At 67.6% G+C, this 17,302-nt stretch carries 18 protein-coding genes; 13 read left to right on the top strand and 5 right to left on the bottom strand.

Annotated features, from left to right (window positions below; genetic code table 11):
- Positions 1-619: 619 nt before the first annotated feature.
- From ACFVUY_RS15580 to ACFVUY_RS15550, 7 genes are all read left to right on the top strand, one after another.
- Positions 620-784, top strand: coding sequence for a hypothetical protein (locus ACFVUY_RS15580; protein ID WP_387730192.1), 165 nt, complete (start codon positions 620-622; stop codon positions 782-784).
- 183 nt (positions 785-967) lie between these two features.
- On the top strand, positions 968-1,480 hold the full coding sequence (locus tag ACFVUY_RS15575) for a hypothetical protein (protein ID WP_387730190.1): 513 nt from the start codon (positions 968-970) through the stop codon (positions 1,478-1,480).
- Positions 1,437-3,899 (top strand): phage/plasmid primase, P4 family, encoded by a 2,463-nt coding sequence (locus ACFVUY_RS15570; protein WP_387730188.1) that lies wholly within the window; start codon positions 1,437-1,439, stop codon positions 3,897-3,899. The genes ACFVUY_RS15575 and ACFVUY_RS15570 overlap by 44 nt, the downstream gene beginning before the upstream one ends.
- A 51-nt stretch (positions 3,900-3,950) precedes the next feature.
- On the top strand, positions 3,951-5,798 hold the full coding sequence (locus tag ACFVUY_RS15565; RefSeq protein WP_387730185.1) for a DNA polymerase: 1,848 nt from the start codon (positions 3,951-3,953) through the stop codon (positions 5,796-5,798).
- A 442-nt stretch (positions 5,799-6,240) separates the two neighbouring features.
- Entirely contained in the window at positions 6,241-7,038 is a 798-nt protein-coding gene (locus ACFVUY_RS15560) for a sigma-70 family RNA polymerase sigma factor (protein ID WP_387730182.1), read from the top strand.
- Complete coding sequence (locus tag ACFVUY_RS15555) at positions 7,035-7,253, top strand: hypothetical protein (RefSeq protein WP_387730180.1); 219 nt, start codon at positions 7,035-7,037, stop codon at positions 7,251-7,253. The genes ACFVUY_RS15560 and ACFVUY_RS15555 overlap by 4 nt, the downstream gene beginning before the upstream one ends.
- Positions 7,254-7,850: 597 nt before the next feature.
- The gene (locus ACFVUY_RS15550; RefSeq protein WP_387730177.1) at positions 7,851-8,153 is read left to right on the top strand and encodes a hypothetical protein; all 303 of its coding nucleotides are present in this window, start codon (positions 7,851-7,853) and stop codon (positions 8,151-8,153) included.
- A gap of 62 nt (positions 8,154-8,215) precedes the next feature.
- Here ACFVUY_RS15550 and ACFVUY_RS15545 read toward each other — a convergent pair whose 3' ends face one another.
- A complete protein-coding gene (locus tag ACFVUY_RS15545; RefSeq protein WP_387730174.1) occupies positions 8,216-8,416 on the bottom strand; it encodes a DUF397 domain-containing protein in 201 nt (66 codons plus the stop codon).
- Entirely contained in the window at positions 8,413-9,240 is an 828-nt protein-coding gene (locus tag ACFVUY_RS15540) for a Scr1 family TA system antitoxin-like transcriptional regulator (RefSeq protein ID WP_387730171.1), read from the bottom strand. The genes ACFVUY_RS15545 and ACFVUY_RS15540 overlap by 4 nt, the downstream gene beginning before the upstream one ends.
- Before the next feature lie 108 nt (positions 9,241-9,348).
- Here ACFVUY_RS15540 and ACFVUY_RS15535 point away from each other — a divergent pair, with 108 nt between their 5' ends.
- The 5 genes from ACFVUY_RS15535 (at position 9,349) to ACFVUY_RS15515 (ending at position 14,180) form a co-directional block, all read left to right on the top strand.
- Positions 9,349-9,900, top strand: coding sequence for a hypothetical protein (locus ACFVUY_RS15535; protein ID WP_387730168.1), 552 nt, complete (start codon positions 9,349-9,351; stop codon positions 9,898-9,900).
- Positions 9,901-11,274: 1,374 nt separating this feature from the next.
- Positions 11,275-11,733 (top strand): DUF6082 family protein, encoded by a 459-nt coding sequence (locus ACFVUY_RS15530; protein WP_387730165.1) that lies wholly within the window; start codon positions 11,275-11,277, stop codon positions 11,731-11,733.
- A 33-nt stretch (positions 11,734-11,766) separates the two neighbouring features.
- A complete protein-coding gene (locus tag ACFVUY_RS15525; protein ID WP_387730162.1) occupies positions 11,767-12,261 on the top strand; it encodes an NUDIX domain-containing protein in 495 nt (164 codons plus the stop codon).
- A 630-nt stretch (positions 12,262-12,891) separates the two neighbouring features.
- Positions 12,892-13,797: a radical SAM protein gene (locus ACFVUY_RS15520; protein ID WP_387730159.1), complete on the top strand. Its 906-nt coding sequence runs from the start codon at positions 12,892-12,894 to the stop codon at positions 13,795-13,797.
- Positions 13,798-13,832: 35 nt separating this feature from the next.
- The gene (locus tag ACFVUY_RS15515) at positions 13,833-14,180 is read left to right on the top strand and encodes a hypothetical protein (protein WP_387730157.1); all 348 of its coding nucleotides are present in this window, start codon (positions 13,833-13,835) and stop codon (positions 14,178-14,180) included.
- A gap of 93 nt (positions 14,181-14,273) precedes the next feature.
- Here ACFVUY_RS15515 and ACFVUY_RS15510 read toward each other — a convergent pair whose 3' ends face one another.
- Positions 14,274-14,531, bottom strand: coding sequence for a GntR family transcriptional regulator (locus ACFVUY_RS15510; RefSeq protein WP_387730154.1), 258 nt, complete (start codon positions 14,529-14,531; stop codon positions 14,274-14,276).
- A gap of 160 nt (positions 14,532-14,691) precedes the next feature.
- On the opposite strand from ACFVUY_RS15510, the gene ACFVUY_RS15505 reads away from it, so the two are divergent.
- Positions 14,692-15,255, top strand: coding sequence for a hypothetical protein (locus ACFVUY_RS15505; protein WP_387730151.1), 564 nt, complete (start codon positions 14,692-14,694; stop codon positions 15,253-15,255).
- A gap of 445 nt (positions 15,256-15,700) precedes the next feature.
- On the opposite strand, the gene ACFVUY_RS15500 is transcribed toward ACFVUY_RS15505, so the two are convergent.
- Positions 15,701-16,294: a maleylpyruvate isomerase N-terminal domain-containing protein gene (locus ACFVUY_RS15500; protein WP_387730148.1), complete on the bottom strand. Its 594-nt coding sequence runs from the start codon at positions 16,292-16,294 to the stop codon at positions 15,701-15,703.
- A 126-nt stretch (positions 16,295-16,420) separates the two neighbouring features.
- On the bottom strand, positions 16,421-17,203 hold the full coding sequence (locus tag ACFVUY_RS15495) for a dioxygenase (protein ID WP_387730145.1): 783 nt from the start codon (positions 17,201-17,203) through the stop codon (positions 16,421-16,423).
- Positions 17,204-17,302: the final 99 nt, after the last annotated feature.

Below are 17,302 nucleotides of genomic sequence, written 5' to 3'. Positions count from 1 at the left end.
CCCCCCCCCCCCCCACCCCCCCCCCCCCCGCCCCCCCCCCCCCCCCTCCGGGGGCCCCCCCCCCCCCAGTCTGCCAATTTCCGAACCCAACCTCACGGCGCCACGCTCGCCGATGAAGCCTGTTTCCTATTGCCCTACTCCGACCGCCTCAGACGGGACGGGGGGCCCGGGGAACTCACCGAAGCGAACGGGTGGGATGAATCTCCGGACTATCGTTCTGCACCTTCCGCATGGTGGGGTCCATACCTGCCCGTGATTCGCCGCTGGGAAAAACTTTTCGGCCACCCGGCACCCGCGCCCACCGAAAAGGGCCCGCGCGGAGGAATCCGGATTACCGCCAAGTTCGCCGAATGGCTCATGGGCTTTATGCCGGGCTGGGTGACTTCCGTCCCAGGGCTTTCCCGCGGGCAGCAACTCAAGGCCATCGGAAATGCCGTGTGCCCGCAGCAGGCATACGAGGCATTCACTCATCTTCTGGAATATGAGGGGGACCCTGACAATGAGTAAGCGGGGAATCATAGTCGACTACGCGGGCGAGGAACTGCACCGCGGAGACCTGATTGTCTACGGCGCCCGGCAGGGTAATCGCGTTCGGCTCGCAGACGCGATTGTCGAGAAGGTGACTACTCGGCTGGTGGACGGCCGGCTCCGGCCCATGCTGCTGGTCCGACCGACGGGCACCGAAAGCGGTTTCACCCGGCGAAAGAGTCTGCGGCGCGAGTGGATCAGCTCGGAGCACGTCCGCCTGGTGCTGCCGGACGTCGCGGACGCGTACAAGGACTGACCGGACGTCGAAGGGCCGGGGAGCGAAATGTTCCCCGGCCCTTTCTGTGTTTAGGGGGGATTTTTGTGATGGTGGTGTTTAGCGAGCCGGTCGGCCTCTTCCTGGTCGCTGCGCTGGCCGGAGTGGTGTGCTGTTCCCTACTCCTGGCTGTTCTCCTGCTCATCTTCGGGCGGGGTGGCGAGGATGAGTAATCCCAATAAGGACAAGGGGACCGCGTGGGAGTCCTCTGTGCGGAACTTCCTTAACCGCCGCCTCGGCCTGGTCGACCGGGACGGCCAGTTCCTGAATCCGGCCAGTGCCCACAACGTCCGGCGCGCCGCACAGGAAGGCGCAAAGGACGTTGGCGACGTGCATGCGTGGCCGTTCATCTTGGAAGCGAAGGACGTGAAAAGCCCGTCCGTTCCGACATGGCTCCGGCAGGCGGTCGCCGAGGCGGACCACGCCGGATTTCCATTCGGGGTCGTGGTCCACAAGACCCGGAATCGGGCGGTGGGAGAGGGTCGGGTTCATTTCCCGGTGAGCACGTGGACGGCCGTACGGAATCTGCTCGGGACGCCCGTGGACGACGCCGCGGGGCTGTATGGCGCGACCTACTCGGCGCGCGGGCTCGACATTTCCCGGTGGTACGTCACGGTGACGCTCGCGGACTTCGGTGATCTCCTCGCTGATCTGCGGGGTGCCCATGCTGTTCCGTGATCTCCTCGCCCGGTTCGACTCGGTGAGCGAGCACGGAGACGGCGGGTACATCGCTTCCTGTCCCGCACACCCGGACTCAAGGCCGAGCCTGCGAATCTGGCGAGGCGACAACCACACGGTGCGGCTCACCTGCCGAGCCGGCTGCCGCACGGACGACGTGATCGACGCTGTGAAGCTGGAGTGGTCCGACCTGTTCGAAGCGACCGGGCCAGGCTCGGTGGTCAGCTCCGCTCGCCCCGAACTGGTCGCCGTGCGGCACGTTGCCGGGCTCGCGGCCTACGTCGACCGGACCCGGGCAGCCCTCGCCGACCAGGCCGACGAGAACCACACGGGTCGGATCGCCCGGAACTACCTCGCCGCCCGGTTCGGGATCGACCCCGAGACCGCCGCGGACCTACAGCTCGGTGCGGACGGCGGCGACCAGGCCGAGGACTTCGCGCACCTCTCCCGCGGATACAGGGCGTACCCCCGGCTGGTCGTCCCCCTGGTCGGCTTCGACGGCGTAAGCCGCGGTCTACAGGGCCGGGACCTGTCGGGCGACTGCCCCGCCCGGTGGGTGAGCCTCGCCAACCCCCGCGGCCACCGCTGGTCGCCGTTCGGCGTGTTCCGTGGAGCCGGCGGGTACGGCACGGTGCTGCTGTGCGAGGGCCCCGGAGACGCGCTCACCGCGTGTGCGGTCGGGTACGACTCGGTAGCGATCCGAGGGGCGAGCCTGTCGCACTCCGCCGAGCTGGTCGCCGAACTCGCCGTCGGGCTCCGCGGCTCGCTGGTGATCCTCGCTGGCGATGCAGACCAGGCGGGCGCGGGCTTTACCGCGCGCCTTGCTGCCGGGCTCGCCGAGCACGGGGTATCCGTCCTGGTGCTCGAAATCCCGCAAGGTGTAGGCGACTTGACCGAGTGGCGAGAGGCCGACCCCGCAGCCTTCGCCGCCGAGCTCCACCGCGCGGTTGCCGCCGCCCGGCCGTTTGCTGCGGTCGATCCCGCCGAAGTCCGCCAGCTGGCCGCCGAGTTGGTGCCCGCGGGAGGCGTCGCAGTGCAGGACGGAGCGAACGCCGCGCGCATCCTTGCCGAGCTGGTCGACAAGTACGGCGAGTCCGACGCGCTCAACGCTGCGGCCCTCGCCGCCTGGTCGGCCGGACGAATCCGGTACGCCCCGGGACTCGGCTACCACACGTGGGACGGCCGGGTGTGGGTGCGCTCGGATGTGCGGGTCCGGCAGGAAATTCACCGTATGGGCGCCGCCCTGGTGCTGTCCGGCGAGTCGAAAGCGGCAAAGGGCTTCACTATGACTAGCAGAATCGACAATTTGATGACTGAGCTACGATCGATAAACGATGTGCATGTCGCCGCCGATGAATTCGACGCCCGGCCCGATCTGCTCGCCTTTCGAAACGGCGTGGTCGACCTTCGCACCGGCGAACTCCACCCGCACGATTCGGCGCACCTCCTGACCTACTGCCTGGATATCGACTACAACCCCGAGGCCAAGTGTCCCCGGTGGGAGCGCTTCCTGGAGGAGGTTTTCCCGGACTCGCCGGACATGCCCGCCTACATTCGCCGCGTGATCGGCTACGGCGTCACCGGGCACACCCGCGAACAGATCTTCATGGTCCTTTGGGGCAAGGGGGCGAACGGAAAGTCGGTTTTCCTGGATTCACTCACCGAGGTATTTCGGAGCATCACGAAGACCACCAGTTTCAGCACTTTTGAGGAACGGAAGGGCGGCGGTATCCCGAACGATCTCGCTGCCCTTCGTGCTGCCCGGCTGGTAATGGCTTCCGAGGGTGAGGCCGGACGCCCGATGAGCGAGGCGGTGATCAAGCGCTCGACTGGCGGTGATCTGATGCAGGCCCGTTTCCTGCATCAGGAATTCTTCGAGTTCCGTCCGTCTTTCTTGCTGCTGCTGGCAACCAACCACCGGCCGAAGTTTCGAAGCCAGGATGAGGGCCTTTGGCGAAGGGTCCGCATGATTCCGTTCCTGCGGTACTTCGCGCCCGGGGAACGGGATTACAGCCTGCCCCGCAAGCTTGCTGCCGAGCGTGAGGGGATCGCCGCGTGGGCTGTCCGCGGAGCCGGTGAGTGGTACCGCGAGGGCCTGCAAGATCCGCAGGTCATCACGGGCGCTTCGCGGGAGTACCGGGAGACGTCCGACGCTCTCGCCGGGTTCCTGCCGGGCGTGCTGGAGCGGGCCGAGGACGACCACCAGCTCAACGGTAGTGAGGCGTTCACCACCTATCTGGAATGGTGCGAGGCCGAGAACCTGCCCGCAAAAGAGAGGTGGACCCGGAGGGCGTTCTACGACGCACTGGAGGAACGGGGGATCACCAGAAGGAAGACTAAGAAGGGTATTTCCCTGGTCGGGCTCCGGCTTGCCAACCAGAGCCCCGACGCGAAGGGGCCGGGGATCTTCTCCGAATAGCCCCGAAGCCGGGTCGCCTACCTTTTGGTGGGTGGCCCGCCTTCGGAGGTTATGCAGATATTCCGCCACCAGGTGGCCGGAGAAACGGTCACCATCCGAGTCCCCGAGGACCTTAAGGACCTACAGCAATTCTGGGACTGGGTTCACGAAGTCAGGCACCGAGGCCCTATCGCCCTGGACACCGAGACAACAGGTCTCGGTATTTTTTCCGTCGGCTACCGAATCCGGACCGTCCAATTCGGCAACTCCCACGAAGCATGGGTGATCCCGTACGAAAAGGGCGGGCACTTCGAAGGCTTCGTGCGGGAGATCATTCCCCGGATTCCGAACCTCCTGATTCACAACGCTCCGTTCGACTGGTTGGTGATCGACAGGCACGCCGGTATCCCGCTGGAAGACCTCGCGCCGAAGACCACAGACACCCGCCTACTTGCGGCCCTGATTGACCCGAGGCAGCCCCAAGAGGGCGGAATTGGGGTAGGGCTCAAACCCCTTTCCGCATATTGGATCGACCCCGCGGCGCCGGATACACAGGCCGGGCTCAATGCGGTATTCCGAAGCCACGGGCTGACCAAAGAAACCGGGTGGGCCGGTATCCCGCTGGAAGACCCGACTTACCTCCTGTACGCCGGGCTGGACGTCATCCTGACCGCCCGACTGGAGACGGTCCTACGGCGGGAACTCGCCCGGCTGGAGGTTCGGCCCGCGCTCATCCCGTACGAGCACGAGATAGCTCGCATCTGCGCCACGATGCAGCGCACGGGCCTGGTGCTCGATGAGGAGTACACCCGTCAACTTGACGACCAGCTCGGCGCCGACGCTGCGGAGTTCGCCGCCCACGCCGTCCGGTACGGGGTCACCAACGTCAACAGCACCGCCCAGTTGGGCGAGGCACTGTTGGGCATGGGGGAGGTACTGACCGAGCGGACCGCCGGCGGGCAACTCCGGGTCGACAAGTCGGTGTTGCACGCCCTTGCGGACCTGTCGCTACAGGGCGAACCGCTCGGAACCCGGACCCCGAACCCGCTCGCCGCCGCGGTGATCAAGTCGAAGCGCGCGGGGAAGTGGCGGCAGAGCTACACCAGCACGTTCCTTGAGACCGTCGACCAGCTCGGCAGGGTCCACCCGTTCATCAACTCGCTACAGGCCCGGACCGGCCGTATGTCGATCACGCGGCCCGCACTCCAGACGCTCCCGTCGTCAGATCAGCTGATCCGGCGGTGCCTGCTCGCAGACGAAGGCCACGTGGTAATCAGCTGTGATTTCAAGGCAGTTGAGCTTCGGGTGTTGGCCGCGCTGGCGGACATCAAGGCCATGAAACGAGCCATCTCCCAGGGCCGGGACCTGCACGATTTCACGGCCTCGGTGTTGTTTGGCGAGGGGTTCACCCCGAAACAGCGGAAGCTTTCCAAGTCGACTGGACTCGGGAAAGTCTACGGCGGCGGGGCGGCGACAATCAGTAGGCAAAGCGGCGTCCCGATCGAGGACGTACAGCGGGCTATCCGAGCCTACGACCGCCTTTACCCGGAGATCCGGCGGGCCTCCCGGAGGTGGCAGCGAGAGGCTTTTGAAACCGGAATGGTGTCCATATCAGTGACAGGCCGAAGGCTTCCACTGGACCGGGATCGAACCTACGCCGTCACAAATTACATGTGTCAAAGTGCGGCCCGCGATGTGCTCGGGCAGTCGCTTCTCAATATCGAGGCTGCCGGAATGCTCGATCTGCTCCGATTGCCTATCCATGACGAAGTCCTGGTATCGGCCCCAGCCGGCGAAGCCGAGGACGTCGCCCGCGAGATCGAACGGTGCATGACGTGGCCCCTGTACGGGGTGCCGATCGAAGGCGAGGCGGAGATTGGGCGCCGGTCCTGGGGCAGCCTGTACGGCTCCGACTACTGACCTGTCAAGCCTCCTGATGACCACCGAGGGGCCGTAATAGTTGTGCGCCAACCGATAACGGGTGCCTTACTTTTCAGGCCTTTCGGTGGCTCGCGGCGCCGCATTCGGAACACTGTGTCACCTGCGTGGTAACGATCTGGCCCACAGTCACGAAAGATCACACTCGGGGGTGCAATCCGGGACCTATGTCCTGGTATGTGAGTACTTTGTCCAAGTTCATATGCATTGTCGCTGTCGGATTCAATTTCTAGATTCATTTGCATCGCAGCGACCGAGCAAATGCGCAAGCCCCGTCCTGCTAACCCGGGACGGGGCTTTTTTATGCCCTTTTCCAATCCGGCGAAAGGTGGCGAGGGGAGAAGTCTTCCCTTTTTCAGCTCCGCCCCGGGAATTCGTCCCCCTCTTCCAAGGGGGAGCCATCCCACAGAACCGGAGCGCCCCCATGATTGAGTTGTCCCCCGAGACCATCACCGCCGCACGAAACAACGACATTTCCGCCGTCGCCGCGGTGGTCGCTGCAACCGAAGACCTTGTGATCAGCCGTGCCCGCCGATTCGCTGGCGCCGACCTGTCATCCGTTGACGACTATGCGCAGGCCGGACGGATGGCGGTCTGGCAGGGAATTAAGCGGTTTGAGGGGGAGACGTTGGCCGAGTTCGTCAGGTTCGTTGACCGGTCGATCTCCGGTGCCATGGCGGACGCGCGCCGGGCCGAGATGATGCAGGGGGTTACCCCTCACGCGGCAAAGACCTTCGGCGAGGCCTTGGCAAAGGCGGCCGGCGACCCGTACGAGGCTGAGCAGATCGCCGCTTCCGAGGCCATGGGAAAGGACAAGCTCACCCGCGAACTCGCTTATGCTGCACGGCTTTCCTGGGCCGGAATGGACTCGCTCGACAGGCCGTTCAACGTAGCGATCACCGGGGAGTCGGTCACCCTCGGGGACGTGGTTGCCCGCGAACTCGCGGTGCCCGCCGACCTGGTGGAGCCGCGCGACGTGGCAGCTCACCGCCGGACCGTGGTCCGCCAACGGGTACACCTTGCTCTCGGCAGGCTTTCGGAGCGCCAGCGGACGGTGCTGAAAGCCGGGTTCGGCATCGCGCCCTTGAAGCTGTACCGGGTGGCGGTGGACGACTCCGAGCTAGCCGCGGATCTCAAGGTCACCCCCTACCAGGTGCAGCAAGCCCGAACAAAGGGCAACAGGCGCTTTGCCGAGGTCTACGTCAAGGGGGCGGAAGCATGATGACCATCCCCACCGCGGACGGTGGAACGGTCGAGATCACCCGGCGGGGCAACGTCCTGGACATGCACCTGCGGGACAGCTCCGGCGAGACCGTCGCCACGGTGGTCTGGACCGTGACCGGCCGCAGGACCACCGGCCTTCCACTCCAGAGTCTCCCGGGCGGGCACTCGGGTTCGTCACGGGCTGTCAACAATCGGCGTGGCGGGTTTGCCTAGGAACTGACGCAGCGTTATAAGCCCCCATCCTCGCGGTGGGGGCTTTTCGCATGTACATGTTGCCCTGCTTTTGAAAACTTGTTGAAGATTCTTTGACTCATGGCGCAACCTTTGTCGCTGGTCAGAGTCATACAACGCGGGGGGGCGCACTGGGCTGGACATGTCCGTGACGAAAACGAAATACCCCCTTCCGCTTGTCGAACGAGTGTTCTATGGTGAGCGGATGGTCACACACCGTACGGAATGGCAGGTTCGACCCACGATCTATGTAACTCCGCGTAACAACGGCGGAGCCGGTACCTGGGAGGTGTGCACGGGCCCCGCAGCACTGCTGCCCATCGCGCGGGTCCGCAGGTGCGAGGATCTGCCCGCAATTCTTGAGACCGAAGGGGGAACGGTGGCAAGACTGCTTGAGCACGTAGTGCGCTACGCAGGGTTCCGGCTGATCGCACGGGAGACGACCAGCCGCGGACTGGTCGGCCTGGTCGAATGGCAGCACGACGCGGACTCGGGACTGTGGCGCCCGCACGATGTGCCGTGGACAGTGTGTGACTCGGGGCAGCACCGCCCCGGCCGCCCGGAGCTGGGGGTGGCAGCATGACCGCCAGGGCGACGACGAAGGCGGAGTTCGTGACGTCGTTCGTGGCATCGCGTGACGACGAAGACGACGCGTGGGTGACAGCCTTCCGGCTCGCTGCCGTGCTCCGGCGGCACGCCATCACCGAGCGGTACGGCATCCGGGTCCGCCGGCTGCCCCTGTGTCGGGTCGGCGGTCCCGCGTGGGGCCTGTACCTGGTTGACCGGACGCCTGCGGAACCGGTCCCGACCCACCTGATCTACATCTCGGGGGCATGGTCGACCCGCGCCTTGGTGGCCGAGCTGGTCGCCCTCGCCGCGTAGCAGGAGAAGACCCCGCCACTCCGGGGAGGGGTGGCGGGGCCTCGGGGTGGCACGCGCTTGCTTCAGACGTCGCCGAACTCGCCGGAGCGGACGGCGGCGACGAAGCTCGACCAGGCGGCAGCCGGGAAGACCAGCGCGGGGCCCTCGGGGTCTTTGGAGTCCCGGACGGGGACGGTGCCGGGAAGCCCACTTGCCGATACTTCGACACACTCGCCGCCGTTGCTGCTGTAGCTGGACGTAACCCAAGCAGGTTCGGCGGTCACTTCAGTTCCTTCCTTCGTTCCCTGATCCAAGCCACGGTGTCCGCCTGCGAGAGCGCCATGGCCTGCAGCTGATAGTAGGTCCCGAGGATGGGCAGTACGGCCCCGCTGTCCTTCTCTAGGTTGCCTTGCCGCGAACTCTCCGCGTAGCACATGAGCGATCGATTGGGGAGGGTCAGGATGTACACAGGGAGATCGAACGCTCGATCAGCCCCAAGGGTGAGCGGAGCAATCTGAAGCATCGTGTGAGGCATGGCGGCAAAGTCGATCAAGGCATCCAACTGGTCCGCCATGACAGCAGCGCTGCCAATCGGCCGTTGGATGCAGCTCTCGTCAAGCACGGCGTGAATCACTGGCGGTGAGTCGCGTTGCAGCTTCGCCTGTCGTCGTGCGAGAACTGCAACCCGCCTGTCGGCCCGTTCGGCCGTGATGCTGCCGCGTCGTACCGCTCCGGCCGCAATCTCCCGCGCATAGGCAAGCGTCTGAAGCACGCCGGGGATGATCCCCAAGGTGAACAGCCGCAACTCTGTCGCCTTCGCTTCTTCGGCTACGTAGGCGGCAAAGCCTTCGAGAAGTGTCGCGGCGTCCCCTTCGCGCGCCTTGTTCGTAAAGATGGGCCCCATAGCAAACGCCTTGTCAAGTTCCCGTGCCATGGGTGGAGTTGCACGCCGGTGACCATTTTCCATCTGGGAGATGTGGGTCGGCGTACAGCCGATCATTTCTGCGACATCCTTCTGAAGCCAGCCCCGTTCCTCGCGCTTGCTGCGCAGGAAGGCGCCGAACTCGGATGCGGGTGATGCCTCGGGGTCTAGTTCGGACCTGTTCAAGGGGCCAACTTTCCTACTTAGCAAGCAGATTCCGGACGTTGCACACTGGGCGAGCCTAGAGGACAGTTGGGCCCCTCGGTAACCGCCGCGTTACGGAACGGAGCCCCCATGGCACGTAGCAGACGCACCCCCGCACCCCCCGCGAAGCCCGAGCCGGCGCCCCCGGCCGAACCCCGCTCGCTGCTCGACGACCTGCGCACCGCCGAACACGCGGCGGCGCTGCTGGCCCTCGCCGAGTTGAAGGAAGCGTTCCAGTTGGCCGGGCTGGCGGTGCCCTCGCTCGGTATCGAACTCCCGGTTCAAGGTCGGACCGAGCACCTGGTCCAGCTGGGCGGGGTGCCCTCGGAGACGGCGGCGCAACTCGCGGTTGTGGTCCACGCCGGAGTTGCCGCCCTCGCTGCCGAGGAATCTGCGGAAGGCGGGACCGTCACCCACATGTGGGCGCCGATCCCGGGTGACCTGGTGCACGACATCGGGGCCGACAAGGTCGGCGAGTTCATCGGTCTGGACAACACCGGCCGCTGGTTGCTGCGCCCGCCGGCTGGTGGCGAGCCGTGGCCCGTGGACCCCGAGGGCGTGCGCGCGGCCGATCGGTCCGACAGACTTCGGGCCGAGGCTGCGTGGACTACTGCACGCCACCGCGCGGCGAGGGTCGGATGACGGAGAGGCGGAAAGCTGTGGTGGTCGCCGTCCTGGCGGTTGCCATGCTCGGCAGGTTTGGGAACCCGCCGTGACGCTCACGGCCGAGGCGGTTTTCACGCTGGTGGGGATCGGCTCGGCGGTGCTGCCGGAGCCACCTGCCGAGGACGACAGGAACGAGTGGACACCCGGGGCCTGCTGGCTCTACTGCGAACGCGAATCGGTCCCGGTGTTCTGGCTTGGACCGGTCACTGCAGCTGGCGGGGTCCGGGCCGGGCTGGTCGCTTGCGCCGAGTGCATTGCCGTGCTGCACGGCAAGGCGGTGGCCGCGATGCTCGGACGGGACCGCCCGTCGGTCACCCGTCCCGGTAGGGCCCGACACGCCCGTCCTCGGTCCGCCTGATCTCCCGGAGCAAGCGACACCCCCAGTGCTCCGGGTACACCCGCCGGCCCACCGGCGGAAGGGTGCGCGAGGGAGCGTCGCGTACCGGTCGCCCCGGTCCTACTACCTCGCTGCGGACCCGGGGCGACCCCCAAGACCTCGGCGGAAACCTGTGAACTGCCGGGAAGCACAACCCCCGCTCCGGTGACGGGAATTGGACGGCCCGGACGACCGGGGCGGGGCCCCAGCCGTATCAACCCGCAACGAGGGACACGATGGTCCTACTGCCCATGCCGAGTACCGCCCGGCCGCGCCGGAATGACCTGCCGATAGTGACACCGAAGAAGCTGGACGAACTCTGCAAGCGGTACCAGGAAGAGGAATCGGCGTACCAACTCGCCCGTGAAGTCGGCCGCGGGGACGAGTGGCTGAGGGTGCAACTCCAGCGGCGGGGCATCCCGATCCGGAGCCACAAGGAGGCCCAGCAAATCCGGAGGAAGCGGGAAGCGGCGTCGAAGGCGAGTACCGCGTAGTCCAAACAGACCGCCCGCTCTGGTCGCGTGCGTACGTGTGCCCCTCCCCGGGCAACGTGCAATCCCCCCTAGGGACGTGACCCGAGCGGGCCCCAATCTCCGGCCGTGGGCTGTCCTGAGCCCGCACCGGAAACCCCCGTCCCGGGGGCGGCGAACTGGTCACGCCGGACGCTCGGGACGGACCCCAACTCCCGGTACACGCGGCGGGGGCCGCAACAGTGCCGGGTCGCGCACCGGGCTCGGAAACCCGGGAGCGCAAGCCGATCCCCCTTGCCGGATGTTCTGACTAGGCACCCGGACAGGGGGGATCGGCCCCAACAGCTCCCGCCCCGGGTGGTTCGTCCATTCCAGCCCGGGGCGGGTCCCAACCGCTGGAACCGATCGACTGAGGAGAACCGTGAACCCGACCGAGAACCAGTACGGATGCCAGTGCGGATGTGGGGCGCCCAACAACGCAAACTGCTACCGCTGGATCCGGTGATGCGGACCGCAAACGCCGTACTGCTCGGCGCCGGAGTGCTCGCCGGGATCGGCACCGTCCGCCTGGTGGTCGACCACCGGGACCGTCACCGCCAACTCAGCCTCGCTGCCGCCGACATGCACCAGCGGCTGATGTCGGACGGGGAAGCCCATCCCGAGCGGTACGCGGAACACCCGACTCTCGGGACGCTGCCCGAGCAGGACCGGGCGCAGGCTCTCCATACCAACCGTCTGTTCGCGCTGCTGTCGGCCAAGCATCGGGCAGGACTCATGCCGGATGCCGAGCTGTACCACGGCCTGGAGAGCCTCGCGCACCACCCGTCAGTCCGTAGCTTCTGGGAGCGGTCTGGATCCTACTGGCTCGCCGAGTCCGAGGCGGGCGACAAGTGGGCCCAACGGTTCGGCGCCATGCTGGCACGCACCTTCGAACGAGCGGCCGACCTCAAGCCCACTCGATAGACCACCCACACCACCCATTCCCAAGGGAGAACCATGGCGCACAGCGACATTGCCCCGGATCAGGAACCCCGCCGCCGGCTCGGCTGCGTAACAGTGCTCACCCGCGAGGACACCGGGGCCGTCCTGATGGTTCGGACGACGTACCGGGTCGAACTGATCCTGCCCGGCGGCGCCGCCCACGAGGGGGAGTCGATCGCCGCGGCCAGCAGGCGCGAGGCGTGGGAGGAGATCGGCCTGACCACCGTACCCACGCACTTCCTGGCACTCGACCAGACGCCCGCGAACGAGCCCGCAACCGAGGGTCTGAACGTCGTCATCGACGGCGGGACGCTGACCGCCTCGGCCGCCGACGCGCTGTCCATCCCCGCCAAGGCCCTCACGGAGATTGCGGAGATCGTGTGGGTGCACCCGCGTGACTTCGACAAGCTCGCCCCGTACCAGGCCCGGCGCATCCGGCAGGCCCTCGCCGCCCGCGAGGCCGGCCACCGGTTGCCGCTGTTGTTCCTCGGCGAGCCCGTCGCCCCGTAGGACCCCCCCGACTCCCGTCCGGTGCTGGATCGGACGGGGCCGCACCACCGCCGGGAGGCTGTTCCGGGGCGGTGTCCTGATGCGGCACCCGGTCCCGCCCAGACGCGACACACCCCCGTCGCAGACGGGCGGGACCAATAGAGCCACCAGAGAGAAAGCGACCATGCCAATCCCGCGGGCGCGACCTGCCGAACCGATCGCACCGGAGCCGTTCGACAGCATCCAAAGTGCTAGCTGGTCGCGGGAGTTCGAGGAATACACCAGCCGTTGCACGTGCCCGTTCCGGCCATACGGCGGGTGCGTCGATGACCTCGGGCTACCACCCCAGTTCGGGCCGTACGTACACCACGACGGACGCCGGGGCACGTTCATCCTGCGCACCCGGAAGCACGACCCGGTGAGCCTGACGGTCACACAGACCGCCGTCACGTTCGAGCAAGCCAACGCGGACGGGAAGCGCGTCCGCTGGTCGCTCAAGTGTGCGGGGTTCAGCCCCGCCACGTAGTACCCACAGACCCCCGTCCCGGCCGTACGTCACGTGACACGACTCGGCCGGGACGGGTTCAGCACCGCCAGCGAGACACCGCCGACTCATCCGGAGCCGGCGAAGACTCTACGGAGGGAGCACCAATGACCGTCCCCGGTATCCAGAGCCCCGTACTCGACCGGCCCCCGGCCCCGCTCAAGTTCGTGTGGGCCGAGGTCACGGGCCTGTGCAACGAGCTGTGCGGGCAGTGCTACGCGGACTCGGGCCCGCAGGGCACCCACGGGACCATGACCGTCGACTCGTGGCGTTCCGTGTTCGACCAGGCCGCCGCCATGGGCGTGGAGAACATCCAGTTCATCGGTGGCGAGCCCACGCTGTACCCCCACCTCTGCAAGCTGATCATCCACGCCCGCTCGCTCAACCTCGGTGTCGAGGTGTTCTCGAACCTCACCTACGTCACGGCTGAGATGTGGCGGGTGTTCAAGGACCAGGGCGTCAGCCTCGCAACGTCGTACTACAGCGACCAGGCCGACGACCACGACAAGGTGACCCAACACCGCGGGTCGCACCGGAAGACCCGCGACAACATCCGGCGCGCGCTCGAACTCGGTATCCCCATTCGCGGTGGGGTCATCGCCGTCAACCCTGGACAGCGCACCATCGAAGCCGCAGACGACCTCTTGAGCCTCGGGGTTACGGAGATCGGCGGCGACAAGGCGCGGGCATTCGGCAGGGCGAGCAAGGGCGTCAAGCCCCGCGTAGGGGACCTGTGTGGGCACTGCGCGCACGAGAAGTGCGCCGTACTGCCGTCCGGAGACCTCGTGCCGTGCGTCCTCGGCCGGTTCATGCCGGTCGGGAACGTGCTGGAACAGCCCCTCGCCGAAATCTGGTCGGGCGACCGGCTCGCCGCAGCCCTCGCCGAGATCGAGAGGGCATGCAATCGCGCGGACGCCTGCACCCCGCCGCAGTTCCTCCCCACCTGCGGGCCGTGCCAACCGTGCGTTCCCACCATCGGGTACTGCGACCCGCCCGGGGTGCCGATCGCCTAGCATCGGAAGCCCATCGGGCAGAGCAGGGAGCGGACTTGGACGACCACGGCGACGACTGGGCACCTTGGCCCGGGGACCTGAACAACGGGTGGCCGGCTCGGACGGCCGACCAGTGGCTAGACGTCGCCCGGTACGTCCGGCACGCCGCGAACAAGATCGGTGACCCGCTCCCGCTCTGCCTCCCGGGCGAACCGCACGCGTGTGGGCGAAGTGCTCAGCATCACGCGGTGCTGTGGGGTGGGGTGCTCAAAGCTCGGGCACATCACGTCATTGAGATGGCGGCACCCACACAGGAGTACGGCGCGTGGGCGGCGAAGACGCTCTATCGCGTAGAGGTGGACAAGCTCCGGGAGACGCCCATCGGAACCACCGAGATAGAGTGACTGGCGGGCGCGCGTCGATCTTCGGACGACCTATTGCCACCCGCGCCCCGTGGCCCCGTTCGTCGGATGCACCCGCACCCCGACGGGCGGGGCCTACTCGTCTCCCGCGGCCTGGTCGCATGCTTCGGGGTGTGTCACGAAGCTGCCCATGCCCTTGCGGGTGACCACGCGGCGAGCATCCCGCAGCGAGGCAATCGCCTTCCGGACGGTCTTCCGGTCCACGCCGAATTCCGCGGCCATCTCCACCTCGGACAGTTTGTCGTCCGGTCGAAGCTCACCAGCCGCAATGCGCGTGATGATCGTCTCTGAGATTTGTTCCCACTTTGGGCGGGAGGGGCTGAACTCGTACACCCCCCGACCGTAGCGGCGAGGGCTGACCAGGCATAGCCCCGGATGCCCATGGACAGGTATGGACAGGTTGAGTAACGTCAACCACGAAAGAACCCCCGACCGCCGATTAGGGCCGGCTGCCGGGGGTCGAACAGTCGACAGCTTTAGGGAGCTGCCAACTATGTCTGACCTTACATTCTGGAGCTGGTTCACCGCCGCCGCCGGCTGCCTCACGGGGGCAACGGTCCTGGCGCTGTGGCTCACCCGCGACAAGGCCCCGCGAGGCCGACACCGGGCAGACGCCCCCCGCCCCACGGCTACCGCCGTCCGCCCGCAGGACAAGGCCGAACCTAAGGTCGTCACCCCCGAGCCGATCCCGGCTTCGGAGCCGGAACGCCAGTACATGGGACCGCTGATCCGCCCGCACATCGACCACGGCGCATGGTTGGCCGAGCTGGACAAGATGCAGCGCGAGTACGACGAGAAGCAGCACCAGGCCGAGCCCCACGCAGACCAGCCGCAGGAGACCACGCCCGAGCCCGAAGGGGCCAACCACCAACCGCGCGCCGTACGCCCCCGGAGGGTGCCAGAGTTCACGGCGCCCGTGCTCCCGCTGTGGCAGGGGCTCGCCGAGGAGGAAGCCCGTCGGAAGGCTCGCAGGGAGGCACTGAACCGTCCGGAGACGGCTCCGGACGCCGGGTACACCTACCGGGGCGCGCACGCTCTTGCCGGGGTGGTGGCGTGATGACTCCGGCGACCACAAAGAAGCCGACTTGCGGCGCCCGTCGCCCCGGATGGGAGCACGGACCCGCCATCGGGATCAACCGCATCCCCTGCGTACTCGACCCGTTCCACCGGGACGACCACGCAAACGCATTCGGACAGCAGTGGCCGCGCGTCGGCCCGGTCTATTGCACCCGATGCGAGCGGGAAGCCACCAGCCCCGCCCTGGTGAGCCACCAGGAAGCCGCGAGCGGCCTTGGGTACTCCGTGTGGGCATGCTCGCCGCACTGCCCCGAGTAAGACCCCGCTCAGCCCCGTCCGGAATCTCTCCGGGCGGGGCTCTCTCGGCTCTGCCGTAGAACCCCTAATCGCATGTCTCCGGAGACCCCGAGGGCAATGAGTTCTGCGTCGAGCGCAGCCAGGCCGAGCGGGTCGCGACCGGGGCCGCCTGACCGGTCGGGCCGGCCTCAGTCCGGCCAGTCGCCCACGGCCGCCCGCCAGACCCACGAGGACGTGCGCGGGCGGCCGTTCAGTTCCCCGCGCCCGGTGCACCAGAGCAGGACCTCCGCCGGGTGGGCGGCCGGTTCCTGCGGCGCGTGCGGGAAGAGCCGGTCGAGCACGAGGCGGCACAGCTCGGCGGGCGGCCGCCAGGGCAGGCCGAGGCCGCTGGTGATGTCGTGGGTGTGCAGCAGGGTCTCGGCGACGCCCATGGCGGCGAAGCCGGGCGGATCGCAGGGCCCGTGGTGGTAGGCGCGCAGCTCGGGCGGGGCGGCGTCCAGGGCGGTGGCGAGGAGCTGTCCGGCGGCGGTGACCACGGTGAGCACCTGGGCCGGGTCGGCCTCGGGCCGGACGGTGAGGTCCAGCGGCAGGTAGCGGTCCCGGGGGCGGGCGGCGAGCTGGCCGGCGTAGGCGAGCAGGTCGTGGGCGATGTGGGCGGCGGTGTCGCGGCAGCTCCACTCCAGGAGCCCGGCGGGCAGGTCCCAGTCGCGGTCCGCGGTGTGCGGGGCGAGGACCGCCAGTGAGGCTTCCAGGGCGGTTCGTACGGCGTCGCCGTTGCGCATGATCACTCCTTCGACGGAGCGTCACACGATAGCCCGGGCGCCAGGGGTCGGGCAGCCCGGGTGCACGGGCGGGCGCCCCGCCCGCCGTTCCTGGTGCGGAACCCCGGGAGGTTCCGCACCAGGGGTTCAGCCCAGCTGGATCGAGCGCTTGGCCAGGCCCATCCAGAACCCGTCGATGACGCTGCGCTGGCTGTCCAGGTCGTTCTCGCCGGCGCCGAGGGTGACGAACAGCGGGGCGAAGTGCTCGGTGCGGGGGTGGGCGAGGCGTCCGGCCGGGGCCTTGTGCTCGAAGTCGAGCAGCGCGTCCAGGTCGTGGGCCTCCAGGGCGCGCCGGCCCCAGTCGTCGAACTCGGCCATCACCGAGGTGATCCGGCCGTCGTTGCTGAGTGCCCGGAGGTTGTGGGTGAAGAAGCCGCTGCCGACGATCAGCACGCCCTCGTCGCGGAGCGGGGCGAGCTTGCGGCCGATCTCCATCAGCCGCTGCGGGTCGAGGGTGGGCAGCGAGACCTGGAGCACCGGGACGTCGGCGTCCGGGTACATCTCCACCAGCGGGACGTACGCGCCGTGGTCGAGTCCGCGCTCGGGGATGTCCTGGACGGGCGTGCCGGGGGCGCGCAGCAGCTTGCGCACGCGTTCGGCGAGTTCCGGTGCGCCGGGGGCGGCGTACTGGACCCGGTAGTAGTGCTCGGGGAAGCCCCAGAAGTCGTACACCAGCGGGACGGTGGTGACGGCGCCGAGGGCGAGCGGGGCCTCCTCCCAGTGGGCGGAGACCATGAGGACCGCCTTGGGCCGGGGCAGGTCGGCGGACCAGGCGGCCAGTTCGCCCGGCCAGACCGGGTCGTCGGCCAGCGGCGGCGCGCCGTGCGACAGGTACAGGGCGGGCATGCGCTCGGGGGCCGCGGTGCTCATGGCGTCCTCCTCGGGACCGTTCGGCTGGTAATAGTTCAAATTTGAACCGTCTACGGGATCGACGGTACACCTTCGTTCGAATTTGAACAACAGGAGTAG

This window comes from Kitasatospora sp. NPDC058063 (assembly GCF_042885395.1).
Lineage (GTDB): Bacteria > Actinomycetota > Actinomycetes > Streptomycetales > Streptomycetaceae > Kitasatospora > Kitasatospora lactacystinica.
This window is presented reverse-complemented; position numbering and strand designations above follow the sequence as displayed.

Coding starts and splice junctions, on each gene's coding strand:
- ACFVUY_RS15530 (WP_387730165.1), top strand. CDS start 11,275: ATGCGGACCGCAAACGCCGTACTGCTCGGCGCCGGAGTGCTCGCCGGG.
- ACFVUY_RS15550 (WP_387730177.1), top strand. CDS start 7,851: ATGACCGCCAGGGCGACGACGAAGGCGGAGTTCGTGACGTCGTTCGTG.
- ACFVUY_RS15560 (WP_387730182.1), top strand. CDS start 6,241: ATGATTGAGTTGTCCCCCGAGACCATCACCGCCGCACGAAACAACGAC.
- ACFVUY_RS15555 (WP_387730180.1), top strand. CDS start 7,035: ATGATGACCATCCCCACCGCGGACGGTGGAACGGTCGAGATCACCCGG.
- ACFVUY_RS15520 (WP_387730159.1), top strand. CDS start 12,892: ATGACCGTCCCCGGTATCCAGAGCCCCGTACTCGACCGGCCCCCGGCC.
- ACFVUY_RS15535 (WP_387730168.1), top strand. CDS start 9,349: ATGGCACGTAGCAGACGCACCCCCGCACCCCCCGCGAAGCCCGAGCCG.
- ACFVUY_RS15525 (WP_387730162.1), top strand. CDS start 11,767: ATGGCGCACAGCGACATTGCCCCGGATCAGGAACCCCGCCGCCGGCTC.
- ACFVUY_RS15505 (WP_387730151.1), top strand. CDS start 14,692: ATGTCTGACCTTACATTCTGGAGCTGGTTCACCGCCGCCGCCGGCTGC.
- ACFVUY_RS15565 (WP_387730185.1), top strand. CDS start 3,951: ATGCAGATATTCCGCCACCAGGTGGCCGGAGAAACGGTCACCATCCGA.
- ACFVUY_RS15500 (WP_387730148.1), bottom strand. CDS start 16,294: ATGCGCAACGGCGACGCCGTACGAACCGCCCTGGAAGCCTCACTGGCG.
- ACFVUY_RS15575 (WP_387730190.1), top strand. CDS start 968: ATGAGTAATCCCAATAAGGACAAGGGGACCGCGTGGGAGTCCTCTGTG.
- ACFVUY_RS15495 (WP_387730145.1), bottom strand. CDS start 17,203: ATGAGCACCGCGGCCCCCGAGCGCATGCCCGCCCTGTACCTGTCGCAC.